Source organism: Paracoccus sp. S4493 (assembly GCF_000967735.1).
Classification (GTDB): Bacteria; Pseudomonadota; Alphaproteobacteria; order Rhodobacterales; family Rhodobacteraceae; genus Paracoccus; species Paracoccus marcusii.
In genome coordinates this window covers 1-19460 of the sequence record NZ_JXYF01000072.1, presented here as the reverse complement: position 1 = coordinate 19460, position 19460 = coordinate 1, and the positions used below count along the sequence as shown (strand labels likewise).

General features: G+C 67.5%; 17 protein-coding genes. 12 read left to right on the top strand and 5 right to left on the bottom strand.

Annotation, left to right across the window (positions count from 1 at the left end):
• The first annotated feature begins 25 nt into the window (after window positions 1-25).
• Genes mfd through TW83_RS11730 form a run of 3 tightly spaced genes read left to right on the top strand, consistent with a single transcriptional unit; the run spans window position 26 to window position 5237 of the window.
• Window positions 26-3508 (top strand): transcription-repair coupling factor, encoded by a 3483-nt coding sequence (mfd, locus tag TW83_RS11740; RefSeq protein ID WP_045982964.1) that lies wholly within the window; start codon window positions 26-28, stop codon window positions 3506-3508.
• Window positions 3505-4635, top strand: a complete 1131-nt coding sequence (locus TW83_RS11735; RefSeq protein WP_045982963.1) for an aminodeoxychorismate synthase component I — start codon at window positions 3505-3507, stop codon at window positions 4633-4635. The genes mfd and TW83_RS11735 overlap by 4 nt, the downstream gene beginning before the upstream one ends.
• Entirely contained in the window at window positions 4596-5237 is a 642-nt protein-coding gene (locus tag TW83_RS11730) for an aminotransferase class IV family protein (protein ID WP_239441330.1), read from the top strand. Before TW83_RS11735 ends, TW83_RS11730 begins: the two co-directional genes overlap by 40 nt.
• Before the next feature lie 134 nt (window positions 5238-5371).
• Here TW83_RS11730 and clpA read toward each other — a convergent pair whose 3' ends face one another.
• A complete protein-coding gene (gene clpA / locus TW83_RS11725) occupies window positions 5372-7696 on the bottom strand; it encodes an ATP-dependent Clp protease ATP-binding subunit ClpA (protein WP_045982962.1) in 2325 nt (774 codons plus the stop codon).
• Window positions 7697-7912: 216 nt separating this feature from the next.
• Window positions 7913-8659, bottom strand: a complete 747-nt coding sequence (gene gloB / locus TW83_RS11720) for a hydroxyacylglutathione hydrolase (RefSeq protein ID WP_045982961.1) — start codon at window positions 8657-8659, stop codon at window positions 7913-7915.
• A 57-nt stretch (window positions 8660-8716) separates the two neighbouring features.
• On the opposite strand from gloB, the gene TW83_RS11715 reads away from it, so the two are divergent.
• The 7 genes from TW83_RS11715 (at window position 8717) to TW83_RS11685 (ending at window position 15104) form a co-directional block, all read left to right on the top strand.
• Complete coding sequence (locus tag TW83_RS11715; protein ID WP_045982960.1) at window positions 8717-9490, top strand: methyltransferase domain-containing protein; 774 nt, start codon at window positions 8717-8719, stop codon at window positions 9488-9490.
• Between the two features lie 273 nt (window positions 9491-9763).
• The gene (locus tag TW83_RS11710) at window positions 9764-10330 is read left to right on the top strand and encodes a F0F1 ATP synthase subunit delta (RefSeq protein ID WP_045982959.1); all 567 of its coding nucleotides are present in this window, start codon (window positions 9764-9766) and stop codon (window positions 10328-10330) included.
• A complete protein-coding gene (atpA, locus tag TW83_RS11705; RefSeq protein ID WP_045982958.1) occupies window positions 10330-11865 on the top strand; it encodes a F0F1 ATP synthase subunit alpha in 1536 nt (511 codons plus the stop codon). The genes TW83_RS11710 and atpA overlap by 1 nt, the downstream gene beginning before the upstream one ends.
• 11 nt (window positions 11866-11876) lie before the next feature.
• Window positions 11877-12749, top strand: coding sequence for a F0F1 ATP synthase subunit gamma (locus tag TW83_RS11700; protein WP_045982957.1), 873 nt, complete (start codon window positions 11877-11879; stop codon window positions 12747-12749).
• 21 nt (window positions 12750-12770) lie between these two features.
• Window positions 12771-14195 carry a F0F1 ATP synthase subunit beta gene (gene atpD, locus TW83_RS11695; protein ID WP_045982956.1) on the top strand — a complete coding sequence of 475 codons (1425 nt, stop codon included), beginning with the start codon at window positions 12771-12773 and terminating at the stop codon, window positions 14193-14195.
• A 9-nt stretch (window positions 14196-14204) separates the two neighbouring features.
• Window positions 14205-14654, top strand: coding sequence for a F0F1 ATP synthase subunit epsilon (locus tag TW83_RS11690; RefSeq protein ID WP_045982955.1), 450 nt, complete (start codon window positions 14205-14207; stop codon window positions 14652-14654).
• Between the two features lie 102 nt (window positions 14655-14756).
• Window positions 14757-15104 carry an H-type lectin domain-containing protein gene (locus tag TW83_RS11685; protein WP_045982954.1) on the top strand — a complete coding sequence of 116 codons (348 nt, stop codon included), beginning with the start codon at window positions 14757-14759 and terminating at the stop codon, window positions 15102-15104.
• Here the strand turns inward: TW83_RS11685 and TW83_RS11680 are convergent.
• Both TW83_RS11680 and TW83_RS11675 read right to left on the bottom strand, forming a co-directional pair.
• The gene (locus TW83_RS11680) at window positions 15101-15877 is read right to left on the bottom strand and encodes an alpha/beta fold hydrolase (RefSeq protein ID WP_045982953.1); all 777 of its coding nucleotides are present in this window, start codon (window positions 15875-15877) and stop codon (window positions 15101-15103) included. The two genes, TW83_RS11685 and TW83_RS11680, sit on opposite strands and share 4 nt — an antisense overlap.
• Entirely contained in the window at window positions 15874-16470 is a 597-nt protein-coding gene (locus TW83_RS11675) for a 2-hydroxychromene-2-carboxylate isomerase (protein WP_045982952.1), read from the bottom strand. Before TW83_RS11675 ends, TW83_RS11680 begins: the two co-directional genes overlap by 4 nt.
• Window positions 16471-16554: 84 nt before the next feature.
• On the opposite strand from TW83_RS11675, the gene TW83_RS11670 reads away from it, so the two are divergent.
• Window positions 16555-17574 (top strand): ribose-phosphate pyrophosphokinase, encoded by a 1020-nt coding sequence (locus TW83_RS11670; protein WP_045982951.1) that lies wholly within the window; start codon window positions 16555-16557, stop codon window positions 17572-17574.
• 63 nt (window positions 17575-17637) lie between these two features.
• Here TW83_RS11670 and purD read toward each other — a convergent pair whose 3' ends face one another.
• On the bottom strand, window positions 17638-18894 hold the full coding sequence (gene purD / locus TW83_RS11665) for a phosphoribosylamine--glycine ligase (protein ID WP_045982950.1): 1257 nt from the start codon (window positions 18892-18894) through the stop codon (window positions 17638-17640).
• A 62-nt stretch (window positions 18895-18956) separates the two neighbouring features.
• On the opposite strand from purD, the gene TW83_RS11660 reads away from it, so the two are divergent.
• A partial coding sequence (locus tag TW83_RS11660; RefSeq protein WP_045982949.1) for an exodeoxyribonuclease VII large subunit occupies window positions 18957-19460 on the top strand: 504 nt, incomplete at its 3' end.

The following is a 19460-nucleotide window of genomic DNA, read 5'->3' as shown; positions in this document are numbered from 1 at the left end:
CGCGCAGCCGCTTAGGTCAGCATCCATGTCCGACAAGCTGATCCTGTCCGGTGCGCCCGAAGGCTATGACGCCGCGCTGATCGCGCGCGAGGCGGCGCGACCCGAGAACCGTGGCGCGCCCGTGATCCACGTGGCCCGCGACGACCGCCGCATGGAGGCAATGCGCCAGGCGCTGACCTTCATGGCACCGCATCTGCCGGTGCTGGATTTCCCGGCCTGGGACACGACGCCCTATGACCGCATCTCTCCGGCGCCCGAGGTTCAGGCCGCGCGCATGGCGACGCTGGCGGGGCTGGCGCAGGGGCGCATCAAGGGACCGTTCGTCCTGCTGACCACGCTGAACGCCGTGCTGCAGCGGGTGCCGGCCCGCGATCTGGTCCGCGGCACCGCCTTCATCGCGCGCGTGGGCGACCGCATCGACGAGGTCGCCCTGCGCGAGTTCCTGGTGCGCATGGGGTTCGCGCAGACCGCGACCGTGACCGACCCGGGCGATTACGCGATCCGCGGCGGCATCATCGACATCTATCCCCCCGGCACCACCGGCCCGATCCGCATGGACTTGTTCGGCGACGTGCTGGACGGCGCGCGGCGGTTCGATCCCGACACGCAGCGCACCACCGAAAAGCTGGACCGGATCGAGCTGGCGCCGATGTCCGAGGTCATCCTGGACGAGCCCTCGATCACCCGGTTCCGCCAAAGCTATCGCACCGAGTACGGCGGCGGGACCAGCGACCCGCTGTACGAAAGCGTCAGCGCGGGCCGCAAGACGGCCGGCATGGAACATTGGCTGCCGTGGTTTCACGTCCGGATGGAGAGCCTGTTCGACTATGCCCCCGGCGCGTCGGTGGTGCTGGACGATCACATCGGCCAGGTGATCGACGCCCGCCGCACGATGATCCGCGAACAGTTCGAGGCGCGTCGCGCCGCGATGGCCGCCAAGGGGCGGGCCGACACGGTCTATAAGCCCGTGCCGCCCGACGCGATGTTTCCGACCGATGCCGAATGGGACGCCTGGCTGGCCCCGCACCGGGTGCTGCGCCTGTCGGTTCTGCAGCAGCCGCCCGGGCCGGGCGTGCTGGACGCGGGCGGCCGCCAGGGGCGCAACTTTGCCCCCGAACGCCAAGCCGAGCAGATCAACCTGTTCGGCGCGCTTGCCGATCACGTCAAGGCGCTGGCGCGCACCCACCGCGTCATCATCGCCAGCTTTTCCGACGGTGCACGCGAACGCCTGTCCGGTCTTCTGACGGACGAGGGGCTGGCCGGGGCCAAGCCCATCGCGGACATCCGCGACCTGCCGGACCAGCCGGGCAGCATCGGCCTGACCGTCTGGCCCCTGGACGAGGGTTTCGTGGCCGACGGCAGCGCCTTGGGGCGGCTGGCGGTGATCTCGGAACAGGATGTGCTGGGCGACCGGCTGATCCGTGGCGCCAAGAAGCGGCGCAAGGCCGACAACTTCCTGAAGGACACCCAGACCCTGTCGCCGGGCGATCTGGTCGTGCATGTCGAACACGGCATCGGCCGATACACCGGCATCGAGACGATCATGGCGATGAAGGTGCCGCATGACTGCGTGGCGCTGGAATATGCAGGCGGCGACCGGCTGTTCGTGCCGGTCGAGAACATCGAGCTGCTGTCGCGGTACGGCCACGAGGAGGGCCTGCTGGACCGGCTTGGCGGCGGAGCCTGGCAGGCCCGCAAGGCCAAGCTGAAGGAACGCATCAAGCTGATCGCCGACAAGCTGATGCGCGTCGCCGCCGAACGCCTGCTGCGTCCCGCCCCGGTGCTGGAGCCCGACGACCACGACTGGCAGGCCTTTGCCGCGCGCTTCCCCTACAGCGAGACCGACGACCAGCTGTCCGCCATCGAGGACGTGGCCGGCGATCTGGCCATCGGCCGCCCGATGGACCGCCTGATCGTGGGCGACGTGGGCTTCGGCAAGACCGAGGTCGCCATGCGCGCGGCCTTCATCGCGGCCAGCCAGGGGATGCAGGTCGCCGTCGTGGCCCCCACGACCCTGCTGGCCCGCCAGCACTACCGCAGCTTCGTCGAACGGTTTCGCGGCACCGCCATCACCGTCCGCCCGCTGTCGCGCTTTGTCAGTGCCAAGGACGCGTCGGCCACCCGCACCGGCCTGTCGGACGGCAGCGTGGACATCGTCGTGGGCACTCATGCAGTGCTGGCCAAGGGCGTGCGGTTCAAGAACCTGGGCCTGCTCATCATCGACGAGGAGCAGCATTTCGGCGTCGGCCACAAGGAGCGGCTCAAGGAGCTGCGCAGCGACATCCACGTGCTGACCCTGACCGCGACGCCCATTCCGCGCACGCTGCAGCTGTCGCTGACGGGGGTGCGCGACCTGTCGGTGATCGGCACGCCGCCGGTCGACCGCCTGGCGATCCGCACCTATGTCAGCGAATTCGACACCGTCACCATCCGCGAGGCGCTGCTGCGCGAGAAGTATCGCGGCGGGCAGTCGTTCTTTGTCGTGCCCCGCCTGACCGACCTGCCCGAGATCGAGCACTGGCTGACCGAGAACATGCCCGAGCTGTCCTATATCGTGGCGCATGGCCAGCTGGCGGCGGGCGATCTGGACAGCCGCATGAACGCCTTCTACGACGGCAGCCACGATGTGCTGCTGGCGACGACCATCGTCGAATCGGGGCTGGATATCCCGACCGCGAACACGATGATCGTCTGGCGCGCCGACATGTTCGGCCTGTCGCAGCTGTACCAGATCCGCGGTCGCGTGGGTCGTTCCAAGGCGCGGGCCTATGCGTACCTGACCACCAAGCCGCGTGCGCCGCTGACGCCGCAGGCCATGCGGCGGCTGAAGTTCCTGGGCAACATCGACGGCCTGGGCGCGGGCTTCAACCTGGCGTCCCAGGACCTTGACCTGCGCGGCGCCGGCAACCTTCTGGGAGAGGAGCAGTCGGGCCACATCAAGGAGGTCGGGTTCGAGCTGTACCAGGCCATGCTGGAGGAGACGATCGCCAAGCTGAAATCCGGGGAGCTGGAGGGCACGCCCGAGGACGAATGGGCGCCGCAGCTGAACCTGGGTGTGCCGGTGACCATTCCCGACAGCTATATCCCCGATCTGGACGTGCGGCTGGGTCTGTATCGACGCCTGGCCGACCTGACGACCAAGGTCGAGCTGGAGGGCTTTGCGGCGGAACTGATCGACCGCTTCGGCCCGCTGCCGCGCGAGGTCAACACCCTGCTGCTGGTGATCCGCATCAAGGCGATGGCAAAGCGCGCCAACATCGCCAAGCTGGACGTGGGCCCCAAGGGCATCACGGTCCAGTTCCATCAGGACAAGTTCCCCAACCCCGCCGGGCTGGTCGATTTCCTGTCCGACGAACGCGGTACCGCCAAGGTCACCGACAACAAGGTCGTGCTGATGCGCGACTTTGCCACCGACGGCGAACGCATCAAGGGCGCCTTTGCCGTGGCGCGCGATCTGGCGGCCAAGATCAAGGAAGGCCGCGCCGCCGCGAAAAAGGCCGCCACGTGACGGGCGGGCAGATCCGGTTCGACACCGGGCCCCTGGGCGATGGCACGCTGTTCCGCGCCCCGCAGGCGATCATCCGGGCGGACAGCGCGGCGGGCGTGGGTCCGGCCCTGGCCGCGATGCAGGCGGCGACCGAGCGGGGTTGCTGGCTGGCGGGGTATCTGTCCTATGAACTGGGTCACGCGCTGATCCCACGGCTGGCCGGGCTGATGCCGGCGGACCGGCAGATGCCGCTGATCCTGATGGGGGTCTTTGACGGCCCGCACCCGGCGGATCCCCTGCCGTCGCCCGACGGCGTCGCCATCGGCGCGGTGCGCCCCCTGTGGGATCGCGCGCGCTATGACGCGGCCATCGCGGCCGTGCACGGGCTGATCGAATCAGGCGACACCTATCAGATCAACCTGACATTCCCACTGCAGGCCGAGGTCGAGGGCGATCCCTTGGCGATCTATGCCGCGCTGGCCGCCCGGCAGCCGGTGGGCGAGGGGGCCTTTGTCGATCTGGGTGGGCCGGTCGTCCTGTCGCGCTCGCCCGAACTGTTCTTTGCCGTCGATGCCGACAGGGGTATCACCACCCGCCCGATGAAGGGCACGGCCGCACGCGGCGACACCCCGGCAAATGACGCGCAAGCCGCGCAGGCGCTGCATGGATCGGCCAAGAACCGGGCCGAGAACCTGATGATCGTCGATCTGTTGCGCAATGACATCAGCCGCATCTGCCTGCCCGGCACCGTTCGCGTCCCGCAGCTGTTCCATGTCGAGACCTATGCCACCGTGCATCAGATGGTGTCGACGGTGCAGGGTCAGCTGGCGCCCGACGCGGGGCTGGCACAGATCCTGGCGGCGCTGTTTCCCTGCGGGTCGATCACCGGAGCGCCCAAGGTCAGGTCGATGCAGATCATCGCCGATCTCGAGGGCGCCGCGCGCGAGGTCTATTGCGGGGCTATCGGATGGGTCGATCCGGCGGGGCCTATGCGATTCAGCGTGGCGATCCGGTCCCCTTGGGTGGAAACGCCGGGAATGTTGCGCCTGAATGTCGGCGGCGGCATCGTGCATGACAGCCAAGCCGGGTCCGAATGGGAGGAAGCACTGTGCAAGGCCGCATTCTTGGGCCGGTCCCCGACGGTCTGACCGTCTTCGAGACCATGCGTGCCGAGGCGGACGGCCGTATTCCCCTGTGGCCGCGCCACTTGGCACGTCTGCGCCGCGGCTGCGCAGCCACCGGCATCGCGCTGGACGAAGACAGCGTCACGGCGGCGTTGGCGGGGCTGCCGGGTGGTGCGGTTGTTCGGGCGCGGCTGTCGGTCGATCAGGCGGGGCAGGTCGCCCTGACCCAAGCGCCGTTGCCGCCGAACCCGGCGGTCTGGCGGGTGGTCCTGTCGGACATGCGCCTTGAGGCGGGCGACCCATGGTTGCGGATTAAGACATCGCATCGACCGATCTATGACGCCGCCCGCGCGGCGCTGCCCCCCGGCATCGACGAAGGGTTGCTGAGGAACGCCGACGGGGAGCTGTGCGAGGGCACGATCACCAACATCTTCCTGCGCCGCGATGGTCGCCTGCTGACGCCGCCGTCGCGCAGCGGGTTGCTGCCAGGCGTCTTGCGCGAGACGCTGCTGGCCGATGGTCGGGCACAGGAGGCCGTGCTGACGGTGGCGGATCTGCAGCATGGCCAGCTTTACTGCGGCAATGCCTTACGTGGCTTGATCCCGGCACGGCTGATTACACCTTGATCGGGAGCCCGCGCGGGGGGCGTCGCCCCCGCATCCCTTGTCGCGATCGTCGGTTCTGGTTCATGGGCGGCGGCATTCAGGAGCGTCGGCCCATGACGAAAAAGGCCCCGCCGTGGTGGCGGGGCCTTTCGCGCTTATTCAGCTGTCAGCAAGGGTGTCTTGGACTTGCCGATCCGTGGGGCATCGGGGCCGGTGATGTCGAAGGCCGGCTTATCGTCCTCGATCTTGACGCGGACCACGCCGCCCTTGGTCAGGCGTCCGAACAGCAGTTCCTCGGCCAGGGGCTTCTTGATGCTTTCCTGGATCACGCGGCCCAGGGGGCGGGCGCCCATGCGGTCGTCGTACCCCTTTTCGGCCAGCCAGTTTGCAGCCTCGGGTGTCAGTTCGATATGGACGTTGCGGTCCATCAGCTGCGCTTCCAGTTGCAGGACGAACTTCTCGACGACGTGGACCACGACGTCGCGCGACAGCGGCGCGAAGCTGATGATCGCATCCAGACGGTTGCGGAACTCGGGCGTGAAGGTCCGTTCGATCGCGGCCGTGTCCTCGCCCTCGCGCCGGTCGCGTCCGAAGCCGATCGCGGCCTTGGCCTGATCCGCGGCGCCCGCATTCGAGGTCATGATCAGGATCACGTTGCGGAAATCGACGGTCCGGCCGTTATGGTCGGTCAGCCGCCCCGCATCCATGATCTGCAGCAGGATGTTGAATACATCCGGATGCGCCTTCTCGATCTCGTCCAGGAGCAGCACGCAATGCGGATGCTGGTCCACGCCGTCGGTCAGAAGACCGCCCTGGTCGAAGCCGACATAGCCCGGAGGCGCGCCGATCAGGCGGCTGACGGCATGCTTCTCCATGTATTCCGACATGTCGAAGCGGATCAGCTCGACGCCCAGGCTGGAGGCCAGCTGCTTGGCCACCTCGGTCTTGCCGACGCCGGTCGGGCCCGCGAACAGATAGTTGCCGATGGGCTTCTCGGGCTCGCGCAGGCCCGCGCGGGCCAGCTTGATGGCGCTGGACAGCATCTCGATTGCGTTGTCCTGGCCAAAGACGACGCGCTTCAGACCGGCATCCAGGTCGCGCAGGACCTCGGCGTCGTTCTTGCTGACGTTCTTGGGCGGAATGCGGGCGATCTTGGCCACCACGGCCTCGATCTCCTTGGGGCTGATCGTCTTGCGGCGCTTGCTCTCGCTGACCAGATGCTGGGCGGCACCGGCCTCGTCGATGACGTCGATGGCGCTGTCCGGCAGCTTGCGGTCGTTGATGTAGCGCGCGGCCAGCTCCACCGCCGACTTGATCGCGTCATTGGTATAGCGCAGGTCGTGATGCGCCTCGAAATGCGGCTTCAGGCCCATCAGAATCTTGATGGTGTCGGGCACCGAAGGCTCGTTCACGTCGATCTTCTGGAACCGGCGGCTCAGCGCGCGGTCCTTCTCGAAGTGCTGGCGATACTCCTTGTAGGTCGTCGAGCCCATGCAGCGCAGCTTGCCGCCCGCCAGCGCGGGCTTCAGCAGGTTCGACGCATCCATCGCCCCGCCGGAGGTCGCGCCCGCACCGATGACGGTGTGGATTTCGTCGATGAACAGAATCGCATCGGGATGCGCCTCCAGCTCCTTGACGACTGCCTTCAACCGCTCCTCGAAGTCGCCGCGATAGCGGGTACCGGCCAGGAGCGCGCCCATGTCCAGCGAGAAGATCGTCGCCCCGGCAAGGACCTCGGGCGTCTCGCCGCGGGTGATCTTCAGCGCCAGGCCCTCGGCGATGGCGGTCTTGCCCACGCCCGGATCACCCACCAGCAGCGGGTTGTTCTTGCGCCGGCGGCACAGGACCTGGATCGCGCGCTCGACCTCGGCCTCGCGGCCGATCAGCGGGTCCACGTCGCCCTTCTTCGACTTCACGTTCAGGTCGACGCAGTACTTGCCAAGCGCAGTCTCGTCCTTGGGATCGGGGGCGGCTTCGGCCTTGCTCTGCTCGACCGGCTCCTCCGATCCGACCACCTTGCGGGGCTCGTTGAAGGAGGGGTTCTTGGCCACGCCATGGGCGATGAAATTGACCGCGTCGTAACGGGTCATGTCCATCTCCTGCAGGAAGAAGGCCGCATTCGATTCGCGCTCGGCAAAGATCGCGACCAGCACGTTCGCGCCGGTGACCTCCTGCCGGCCCGAGCTTTGCACGTGGATCGCCGCGCGCTGGATGACGCGCTGGAACGCGGCCGTGGGCACGGCCTCCGAACCTTCGACGTCGGTGATTAGGGTCGACAGGTCATCCTCGATGAAATCGACCAGCGTCTTGCGCAGATCCTCGAGGTCCACGTTGCAGGCGCGCATGACCTTGACCGCATCGGGTTCCTCGGTCAGCGCCAGCAACAGGTGTTCCAGCGTCGCAAGCTCGTGTCGATGTTCGTTCGCCAGCGCAAGCGCCTGGTGAATGGCCTGTTCCAGGGAGGTCGAGAAACTTGGCACGGTCGTCTCCTGTCAGTCGGCTGGCGGTATGGGCTGTTCGCGGCCCACCTGCCCAGACTGTCACGGTAGGGTTAAGATTTGGTGGATTTCGTTCGGCTTCAAGTGATTTTTCAGACAGGTGCCACGATTTTCCCACGCTTGAGGCAGATGTGATGTCGCAAAGCCCGCATTTCAAGCGCGGGGCCGGCACGCCCCCGCGCGCCGATGCCGCAGGCCTCAGAAATCGTCCTTCATTCGGCGCAGGCGGGCAAAGACCTGCGCGTCGTCCGCACCCGCCATCCCAAGCGCCGGTGCCAGCGCGGCGGGGCGCAGGAAGGGGTTCGTGGCCCGCTCCACCTCCAGCGTGGCGGGGGCGCAAGGAATGCGCGCTTCGGCGATGGCCGACAGCCGGTCCTGCAGCGCCGCGTTGTCGGGGTCGACCGACAGGGCAAAGGCGCCATTGCCCGTGCAATAGTCGTGCCCCGAACAGATCAGCGTGTCGCCGGGCAGGGCGTTCAGCCGCGACAGGCTGTCCCACATCATCGCGGGGTCGCCCTCGAACAGGCGACCGCAGCCCAGGGCCATCAGACTGTCGGCGGTGAAGGCCCTCGCGCTGTCCGGAAAATGAAACGCCACGTGGCCCACGGTATGGCCCGACACGTCGATCACGTGGACGGGTTCGCCCAGAATCTCCAGCGGCTCTCCGGGCGCGACGCTGACGTCCAGCGGCGGCAGGCGATGCGCATCGGCGGCGGCCCCGATGACCCGCGCACCGGTGGCGGCGACGATCTCCGGCACGGCCTGGATGTGGTCGTCGTGGTGATGGGTCAGCAGGATCGCGTCCAGCCCCCAGCCCCGCGCCTCCAGCTCGGTCAGGACCGGCATGGCCTCGGGCGCGTCGATCAGCACGGTGCCCGCGTTGGAATGCAGCAGATAGGCATAGTTGTCCTTGAGACAGCGCAGCGTGACCAGTTCCAGCGGCATTGGCAAATCCTTGACCATGTGTTCACCTGAGCCTGTCAAAACCGGGACCTGCGCGCAATGCACCACGACATCGACCAGCTGCGACGGTTCTATTACCAACGGGCGTTGGGGCGCGTGGTCCAGCGGATCCTGCGCGACCGGCTGACGGCGCGGTGGGACCCTGCGCGCAGCAGCGGCATGACCGTGGCGGGGTTCGGGTTCGCAGCGCCGATGCTGCGGCCCTATCTGCCGACCGCGCGGCGGATGACCGCGCTGATGCCCGGCCCGCAGGGGGTGATGGGCTGGCCCGGGGGCATGCCCAACCATGCCGTCCTGTGCGACGAGACCGCATGGCCCATCCAGACCGGCAGCCTGGACCGGTTGGTCATGCTGCACGGGCTGGAGACCAGCGAGCATCCCCGCGAACTGCTGACCGAGGCATGGCGCTGCCTGGGTCCGGGCGGGCGGATGATGCTGATGGTGCCGAACCGGGCGGGCCTGTGGGCCGCATCGGACCGCACGCCCTTCGGCTTTGGGCGGTCCTACACCACCGGTCAGATCGAGGCGCAGATGCGCCGCGCGGGGTTCCAGCCCGATTGGCATGGCAGCGCCATCTACATCCCGCCCTCGGACCGGCGATTCTGGCTGCGCAGCGCCCAGTTCTGGGAACGCACCGGCGCGCGGATCAGCCGGGTGCTGATCGCCGGCGTCATCATGGTCGAACTGTCCAAGCATGCCCGCGCGCCGGTCGGCCCCGGGGTGCGAATCCATGTGCCCAGTCCGCTGGAGATCCTGGACGGGGTGGCCCGTCCGCGTCCGCAAGCCGCCCCGACGGCCCGCGAAATCGACTGAAACCGGCCCCTGATGCGACATCCTGCCGCACGGTGCGCGGGCCCGGGATGCGGGGTGTTAGCGCTGTCCCCGTGGGGTTTCGCCGATCCTGCGCCGTTTGTAGCAAAGGCCCGCGTTTCAGGGCCCTGGACGGTTGCCGGGCGTCAAATCACCTGCTAGAGACGCCCCAGATTTGCGCGCGACCTTCCATCAGCCGCGCGACCGCGACCCGCACCCCGCGACAGACCAGGCAGCAGCCCGGCCCGCCAGCGGGGTTTGCGCAAACCGTAAAGGATGACCGTGGCCAACTCTGTTTCCATCTCCCAGAGCATCGCCGGACGCTATGCGCAGGCCGTCTTCGAGATCGCGAAGGAAAGCGGGGGCATGGACGCCCTGGCCACCCAGACCGACGATCTGAACGCCGCCCTGCACGACAGCGCCGAGCTGCGCGACCTGATCGCCAGCCCGATCTATTCCCGTGACCAGCAGGCGGCCGCGATCGGCGCGCTGTCGACCCGCATGGGCCTGTCGCCGGTGCTGGCCAACACGCTGCAGCTGATGGCGAAGAATCGCCGCCTGTTCGTGCTGCCGCAGCTGACCGCCCGCCTGGCGGAGCTGATCGCCACGGAGCGGGGCGAGGTCACCGCCGACGTCACCAGCGCCATCGCGCTGACCGATGCGCAGATGGACCGCCTGAAACAGACCCTGGCCGAGAAATCCGGCAAGACGGTCAAGCTGAACACGCGCGTCGATGAGACCCTCATCGGCGGCATGATTGTCAAGTTGGGCTCACAGATGATCGACAGTTCGGTCCGCTCGAAGCTCGCTTCCCTGCAGAATGTCATGAAAGAGGTCGGATAATGGGAATCCAGGCTGCCGAAATTTCGGCGATCCTCAAGGAGCAGATCAAGAACTTCGGCCAGGACGCCGAAGTTGCCGAAGTTGGTCAGGTCCTGTCCGTCGGTGACGGCATCGCGCGCGTCTATGGTCTAGACAAGGTCCAGGCCGGCGAGATGGTCGAGTTCCCCGGCGGAATCCGCGGCATGGTGCTGAACCTCGAGACCGACAACGTCGGTATCGTGATCTTCGGCGACGACCGCTCGATCAAGGAAGGCGACACCGTCAAGCGCACGCGCTCGATCGTGGACGTTCCGGTCGGCAAGGCCCTGCTGGGTCGCGTCGTGGACGGCCTCGGCAACCCGATCGACGGCAAGGGCCCGATCGAGACGACCGAGCGCCGCATCGCCGACATGAAGGCCCCCGGCATCATGCCGCGCAAGTCGGTCCATGAGCCGATGGCGACCGGCCTGAAGTCGGTCGACGCCATGATCCCCGTCGGCCGCGGCCAGCGCGAGCTGATCATCGGCGACCGTCAGACCGGCAAGACCGCGATCGCGCTGGACACGATCCTGAACCAGATGAGCTACAACGGCCGCGAGGCCGAGGGCATGAAGACCCTGCACTGCATCTATGTCGCCGTCGGCCAGAAGCGCTCGACCGTGGCCCAGTTGGTCAAGAAGCTGGAAGAGACCGGCGCCATGGCCTACACCACCGTGGTGGCCGCGACCGCGTCCGACCCGGCGCCGATGCAGTTCCTGGCGCCCTATTCGGGCACCGCGATCGGCGAATATTTCCGCGACAACGGCATGGACGCGCTGATCATCTATGACGATCTGTCCAAGCAGGCCGTGGCCTATCGCCAGATGTCGCTGCTGCTGCGCCGTCCGCCCGGACGCGAAGCCTATCCGGGCGACGTCTTCTATCTGCACTCGCGCCTGCTGGAGCGTTCGGCCAAGCTGAACGAGGCCAACGGCTCGGGCTCGCTGACCGCGCTGCCGATCATCGAGACGCAGGCGGGCGACGTGTCGGCCTATATCCCGACCAACGTGATCTCGATCACCGACGGCCAGATCTTCCTGGAGACCGAACTGTTCTTCCAGGGCGTCCGCCCTGCCGTGAACACCGGTCTGTCGGTTAGCCGCGTGGGTTCGGCCGCCCAGACCAAGGCGATGAAATCCGTCGCGGGTCCGGTCAAGCTGGAACTGGCGCAGTACCGCGAGATGGCGGCTTTCGCCCAGTTCGGTTCGGATCTGGACGCCGCGACGCAGCGCCTGCTGAACCGCGGTTCGCGCCTGACCGAGCTGATGAAGCAGCCGCAGTACCGTCCCCTGACCAACGCCGAGATTGTCATCGTGATCTATGCCGGCACCAAGGGCTATATCGACAACGTGCCCGTGCGCGACGTCGTTGCCTGGGAAGACGGTCTGATCCACTTCCTGCGCGGCCAGAAGTCCGACCTGCTGGACGACATGACCCGCAACGACCGCAAGGTCAGCGGCGAGCTGGAAGCCTCGATCAAGGCGGCGCTGGACGAATACAACCGCACCCGCGCCTGAGGGGGGAATAGATGCCCAGTCTCAAGGATCTCAAGAACCGGATCGGAAGCGTCAAGAACACGCGGAAGATCACCAAGGCGATGCAGATGGTCGCCGCCGCAAAACTGCGCCGGGCGCAGGACGCGGCGGAAGCCGCGCGTCCCTATGCCGACCGCATGGCGGCCGTCATGGCCGGCCTGACCGCGAATGCGGCAGGCCAGTCCGGCGCGCCCCGCCTGCTGGCCGGAACGGGCGACGACAAGCGTCATCTGCTGGTCGTGATGACGGCGGAACGCGGCCTGGCCGGCGGCTTCAACAGCTCGATCGTGCGTCTGGCCCGCCAGCACGCCGACCGGCTGCGCGCCGAAGGCAAGGACGTCGCGATCCTGACCGTCGGCAAGAAGGGCCGCGAGCAGCTCAAGCGCGACTATGGCAGCCTGTTCGTGCACCATGTCGACCTCTCCGAGGTCAAGCGCATGGGCTATGACACGGCCCGCGCCATCGCCGACGAGGTGCTGACCCGCTTCGACACCGGCGATTTCGACGTGGCGACGATCTTCTACAACCGGTTCGAATCGGTGATCAGCCAGGTTCCGACCGCGCGCCAGATCATCCCCGCCGAAGTCCCCGAGGGCGCGTCCGAGACGAACGCCCTCTACGACTACGAACCGGGCGAGGAAGAACTGCTGGCCGATCTGCTGCCCCGTTCGGTGGCCACGCAGATCTTTGCGGCGCTTCTGGAGAATGCGGCGTCCGAGCAGGGCGCGCGGATGAGTGCCATGGACAACGCCACGCGCAACGCGGGCGACATGATCGACAGGCTGACGACGCAGTACAACCGCTCGCGTCAGGCTGCGATCACCACGGAGCTGATCGAAATCATTGCGGGCGCCGAGGCGCTCTGACCGTAAAGCAAAGGTGACAACATGGCAGAGGCCACTGGTAAAATCACGCAGGTGATCGGCGCCGTCGTTGACGTGCAGTTCGAGGACCGGCTTCCCGCGATTCTGAACGCGCTGGTAACCCAAAACAACGGCAAGACGCTGGTGCTGGAAGTTGCCCAGCATCTGGGCGAGAACACCGTCCGCACCATCGCCATGGACGCGACCGAAGGTCTGGTCCGCGGCGAGGTCGTGACCGACACCGGCAACCCGATCATGGTGCCCGTGGGCGACGTGACCCTGGGCCGCATCCTGAACGTCGTGGGCGAGCCCGTGGACGAGGGCGAAGCCCTGGCCACCAGCGAGACCCGCGCCATCCACCAGGCCGCCCCGGACTTCGCCGCGCAGGCGACCAGCTCGGAGATCCTGGTGACCGGCATCAAGGTCATCGACCTGCTGGCCCCCTATTCCAAGGGCGGCAAGATCGGCCTGTTCGGCGGCGCCGGTGTGGGCAAGACGGTTCTGATCATGGAACTGATCAACAACATCGCCAAGGTGCACTCGGGCTATTCGGTGTTCGCCGGCGTGGGTGAGCGCACCCGCGAGGGCAACGACCTGTACCACGAGATGGTCGAATCGGGCGTCATCGTTCCCGACAACCTGGTCGATTCGAAAGTGGCCCTGGTCTATGGCCAGATGAACGAGCCGCCGGGTGCCCGCATGCGCGTCGCCCTGACCGGTCTGACCCTGGCGGAGCAGTTCCGCGACGCGTCGGGCACGGACGTGCTGTTCTTCGTGGACAACATCTTCCGCTTTACCCAAGCCGGGTCCGAAGTGTCGGCTCTGCTGGGCCGCATCCCGTCCGCCGTGGGCTATCAGCCGACGCTGGCCACCGACATGGGCGCGATGCAGGAACGCATCACCTCGACCAAGAACGGCTCGATCACCTCGATCCAGGCCGTCTACGTCCCGGCCGACGACCTTACCGACCCGGCGCCCGCCACGACCTTCGCCCACCTGGACGCCACGACGGTTCTGTCGCGCGCGATCTCGGAACTGGGCATCTACCCGGCCGTGGACCCGCTGGACTCCAACAGCCGCATTCTGGACCCCGCCGTCGTCGGCGAGGAGCACTACCAGGTGGCGCGCGATGTGCAGGGCATCCTGCAGAAGTACAAGTCGCTGCAGGACATCATCGCGATCCTGGGCATGGACGAACTGTCCGAAGAGGACAAGCTGACCGTGACCCGTGCGCGCAAGATCCAGCGCTTCCTGTCGCAGCCCTTCGACGTTGCCAAGGTCTTCACCGGTTCCGACGGCGTCCAGGTGCCGCTGGAGAAGACCATCGCCTCGTTCAAGGCGGTCGTCGCGGGTGAGTACGACCACCTGCCGGAATCGGCCTTCTACATGGTCGGCGACATCGACGACGTGAAGGCCAAGGCAGAGCGTCTGGCCGCAGAAGCGGCGTAAGGGGGCAGAATGGCCGATACCATGCAGTTCGACCTCGTGTCGCCGGAACGGAGCCTCGCCTCCGTTCCCGTGCGTGAGGTGCGCCTGCCGGGCAGCGATGGCGATCTGACCGCCATGCCCGGCCATGCGCCCACGATCGTGACCCTGCGTCCGGGCATGGTGATCCTGGTGGGTGCCGACGGCACCACCAGCGAATTCGCCGTCACCGGCGGCTTTGCCGAGATCAACCAGGACAGCGTCAGCCTGCTGGCCGAACGCGGACACCCGCGCGAGGAGATCACGCAGGACGTCTACAACGACATGATGAAGGACGCCCACCGCGCCCATCGCAGCGCCAAGGATCGGCGCGAACATGTCGGCGAAGAGGTCGTGACCGCCGCCGTCAAGCTTCTGGGCGACATGCAGGCGCTTGGCACCCATATCGGGCTGGACCCCAATCAGTCGACGGTTCCGGACTGATCCGTCCGACCATCGACATCTTGAAAGGCCCCGGCACTGCCGGGGCTTTTTTTTCACCCTGGCCGCCGCTAGCATCGCCGCGCGGGTGACGGGAAGGACCGGATGATACGATTTGCAACCCACGAGATCGGGATCGCACGCGGTGCAGTCACGATGGTCTCTGATTTCGACACGCAGGGGCCGATGTGGACCGAGACGGGCGATCGGTCGCACCGCCAGCGTGTCGAGTTCGGCGACCGCTTCGTGGCGCCACCTGTTGTGCATCTTGGCGTCGGGATGTGGGACCTGGACAGCGATCGCAACCAGCGCGGCGACCTGCAGGTCGAGAACGTGACCCTGACCGGGTTCGACATCCTCTTCCGCACCTGGGGCGACACCCGCATCGCGCGGATGCGGGTGGAGTGGATGGCGATCGGGGCCGTGCCCGACGAACAGGACTTCATCCTCTAGGCGCGGTCCAGGTTGACCCCGATCAGTCCCGCGACCTGTTCCGGATGGGTCAGGGGCGCCATGTGGCCGGCACCGGGGATCGTGGCGCGCCCGACATCGGGCAACCGGCCCGCCAGCGCGTCGATGATGCCGCCGATCACCGCCGGGCTGTCGGCCCCCTGGATCAGCAGCACCGGGGCGTCGACCTGCTCCAACCCGCCCTCGCGCAGGATGCGTGCGCTGTCATGGCGAAGCGCGTCGCCGGTCCCGGCCACCAGCCCGATCTGGCGCACCATCTGGGCGCGGGCCTCGGGGGGCAGGCGGTCGGGGTCCTGCGCGCCCCAGACCGACAGGAAGGCCGCCATGGCCTGGTCGTCCTGGCCCTGGTCCAGAAGGTCGGCCATGCGGGCATCCAGCGCGTCCTGGGCCGGGTCTGGGCAGGCGGCGAACAGCACCGGTTCGATCAGGGTCAGGCTGCGCACGGCATCGGGCGCCGCGACCGCGATGCGCAGCGCCACGGTCGCGCCGAAGCTGTGACCAATCAGGTCCAGCGGCCTGTCGATCATCGCCGCGGCCAGACGCGTGACCGCGGTGTGATAGTCGGGGCCGTCGGGCTGGGGCTGCCAGTCGTCGCTGCGCCCGTGGCCCGGCATGTCGAAGCCCCGCAGATCGACGCGCCCTTCCAGCAGCCGCGCGATCGGACCCCAGGCCGACCCGCTGCCCATCATGCAATGCAGCGCCAGTGCCGGGCGATCGGGATCGCCCGGCCAGTGCCGCAGGTGCAGTCCGCTCATAGCGCGGCCAGATGGCGGTCCAGAAAGTCCAGCCGGTCCTGGCCCCAGAACCGCTGATTGGTCTCGCGCACGACATAGAAGGGGGCGCCGAAGGCCCCGGCGGCCACCGCCTGTTCCAGGTTGCGGCCATAGGTCTCGGCGCCCACGAAGAGGCCCGTGTCGGCTAGGGACGGGTCGAACCCGTTGGCGCCCAGGATGTCGCGGATCACCGCGTCGTCGCTGATGTCGCGTTCCTCGGCCCAGACCGCCCGCAGAAAGCCCTGGACCAGCGCGCCGGCATCGCCCCCCGCCGCCTGCGCGGCGATGATGGCATAGGACGACGGCGCCATGTTCACCGGCCAATGCGCGGGCTTGAGGTTCAGGGGCATGTCCAGATGGTCGGCCCACCGGGGCAGTTCCTGGTTGCGGTAGTCCATCCGGCTGGCATGGCGCTGCGCCGGGCGCACCCCGCCGGTCCGGTCGAACAGTTGCAGCAGGTCCAGGGGCTTGTAGGTGATCTGCGCACCGTGCCGGGCGGCGATCTGTTCCAGGCGGTCGCCGGCAAGATAGCACCAGGGGCTGATCGTCCCCAGATAATAGTCGATATGGGCCATGGCCTTGTCCTTTCCGGGTTTGCCCGCAGGCTAGCCCGGTGCTAAGGCAACCGCAATCTGACGCAACCGCCAAAGGCCCGCCCCATGCCCGTCATGACCGAACCCAAGCTGATTTCCGGAAACGCCAACCGACCGCTGGCCCAGTCCATCGCGCGGCGCATGTCCCTGCATCGCGGCATGAGCGTCAACCTGCTGGACGCCCGCGTCGAACGCTTCAACGACCAGGAGATCTTCGTCGAGGTCTACGAGAACGTCCGCGGCGAGGACATGTACATCATCCAGCCCACGTCGAACCCGGCCAACGACAACCTGATGGAACTGCTGATCATGACCGACGCGCTGCGCCGGTCGTCGGCCGCGCGCATCACGGCGGTGATTCCCTATTTCGGCTATGCCCGCCAGGACCGCCGCGCCAAGGCCCGCACCCCGATCAGCGCCAAGCTGGTCGCGAACCTGCTGACCGAGGCGGGCGTGGACCGCGTCCTGACGCTGGACCTGCACGCGGCCCAGATCCAGGGCTTCTTCGACGTGCCGGTGGACAACCTCTATGCCGCGCCGGTCTTTGCGCTGGACGTGCAGCATCACTTCAAGGGGCGGATGAACGACCTGATGGTCGTGTCGCCCGACGTCGGCGGTGTGGCCCGGGCCCGCGAACTGGCGACCCGGATCGGTGCGCCCCTGTCCATCGTCGACAAGCGCCGCGAGAAGGCCGGAGAGATCGCCGAGATGACCGTGATCGGTGACGTGGCGGGCAAGGCCTGCATCATCGTGGACGACATCTGCGACACCGCCGGCACGCTGGTCAAGGCGGCGCAGGTGCTGACCGACAATGGCGCGACCGAGGTCCATGCCTACATCACCCACGGCGTCCTTTCTGGCCCGGCGGTCGAGCGGGTCACCAATTCGGTGATGAAATCGCTGGTCATCACCGATTCGATCCAGCCCACCGATGCGGTCAGGAACGCGCCCAACATCCGCATCGTGCCGACCGCACCGATGTTCACGCAGGCGATCCTGAACATCTGGAACGGCACCTCGGTCAGCAGCCTGTTCGAGACGGACACCCTTCTGCCGATCTACGAAGGGCTGTATTCGCCGATCTGACCGGATCGTCCCGACGGCGTCCAAGGGCCGGCCCCGCCGCGGGGCCGGCCCTTTGTCATGGGTTCACAGCGCGCGCCAGCCGATGTCGCGGCGGCAGAAGCCCTGCGGCCAGTCGATCGCGTCGACCAGCGCATAGGCGCGCTGATGCGCCTCGGCCAGGGTCGCGCCGCGCCCGGTGCAGGCCAGCACGCGCCCGCTGGTGGCGACAACCGCGCCATCGCGGTCGGCCGTGCCCGCGTGGAAGGTCATCTGAAAGCTGGTTTCGGGCAGGGCCTGCAGGCCGCCGATGATGGTCCCCTTGGCATAGCTGCCGGGATAGCCCTGGGCCGCCATGACCACCGTCAGGGCGTGGTCGTCGGCCCAGGTCACGGGGGTTTGGGCCAGCCGCCCTTCGGCGCAGGCCAGCAGCAGGTCCAAGACCTGCCCGCCAAGCCGCATCATCAGTACCTGGCATTCCGGGTCGCCGAAGCGGACGTTGTATTCGACCAGCCTCGCCTGTCCGTCCGCGATCATCAGCCCGGCATAGAGCACCCCCTGAAAGGGCATGCCGCGCCGCGCCATTTCAGCGATGGTCGGGCGCACGATGCGCGCCATCACCTGGTCCTGGATCGCCTGCGTCAGCACCGGGGCGGGGCTGTAGGCGCCCATGCCGCCGGTATTCGGGCCGGTATCGCCGTCGCCCACGCGCTTGTGGTCCTGGGCAGTGCCGATGGCCAGGCAGTCGGTCCCGTCCGAGAGAATGAAGAAGCTGGCCTCCTCTCCGTCCATGAACTCCTCGATGACGACGGACATGTCGCCGAAGGCCCCGTCGAAGATGTCGTCGATGGCGGCATGGGCCTGGTCCACCGTCTCGGCCACGGTGACGCCCTTGCCGGCGGCCAGCCCGTCGGCCTTGACCACGATGGGCGCGCCCTGGGCGGTCACGTAATCGCGCGCGGCGGCGGCATCGGTAAAGCGCGCCCAGGCCGCGGTGGGGGCTGCGCAGGCGTCGCAGATCTCCTTGGTGAAGGTCTTAGATGCCTCCAGCTGGGCCGCGGCCTGCGACGGGCCGAAGACCAGGAAGCCCGCATCGCGCAGCGCGTCGGACACGCCCGCGGCCAGGGGCGCCTCGGGGCCGACGATGACGAAGTCGACGGCGTTGCCTTGGGCGAATTCCAGCACTTCGGCCCGCGACAGCACGTCGAGGTCGGCGCATTCGGCCACGCCCGCGATGCCCGCATTGCCGGGTGCCACGATCAGGCGATCGCATTTCGGGTTCTGCCGGATCGCCCAGGCCAGCGCATGTTCGCGCCCGCCGCCGCCCAGGATCAGGATATTCATCTGCCGCCCTTTCGCTTGACCTTGCGGCGTTCTAGTCTGGCCCGGACAAGGGAACAAGACGCATGGACCTGCTGGACGACGACATGGACGATGCCCCGGAACCGGGCAGCAACGCGCATGAATTCACCGTGTCCGAACTGTCCGGCGCGGTCAAACGCAGCATCGAGGATCAGTTCGGCCGCGTTCGCGTCCGGGCCGAGGTCGGGCGCGTGTCCCGTCCCGGATCGGGGCATCTGTATTTCGACCTGAAGGACGACCGCGCCGTGCTGGCCGCCGTCACCTGGAAGGGGCAGGCCGCCCGCCTGATCCAGCGCCCCGAGGAGGGGATGGAGGTCATCGCCACCGGCCGCCTGACGACCTTTCCGGGCCAGTCGAAATACCAGATGATCGTCGATCAGATCGAGCCCGCCGGTGCGGGCGCGCTGATGGCCATGCTGGAGAAGCGTCGCAAGGCCCTGGCGGCCGAGGGGCTGTTCAATCAGGACCGCAAGCGCGCGCTGCCGTTCCTGCCGCGGGTGATCGGGGTGGTGACCTCGCCGTCCGGTGCGGTGATCCGCGACATCCTG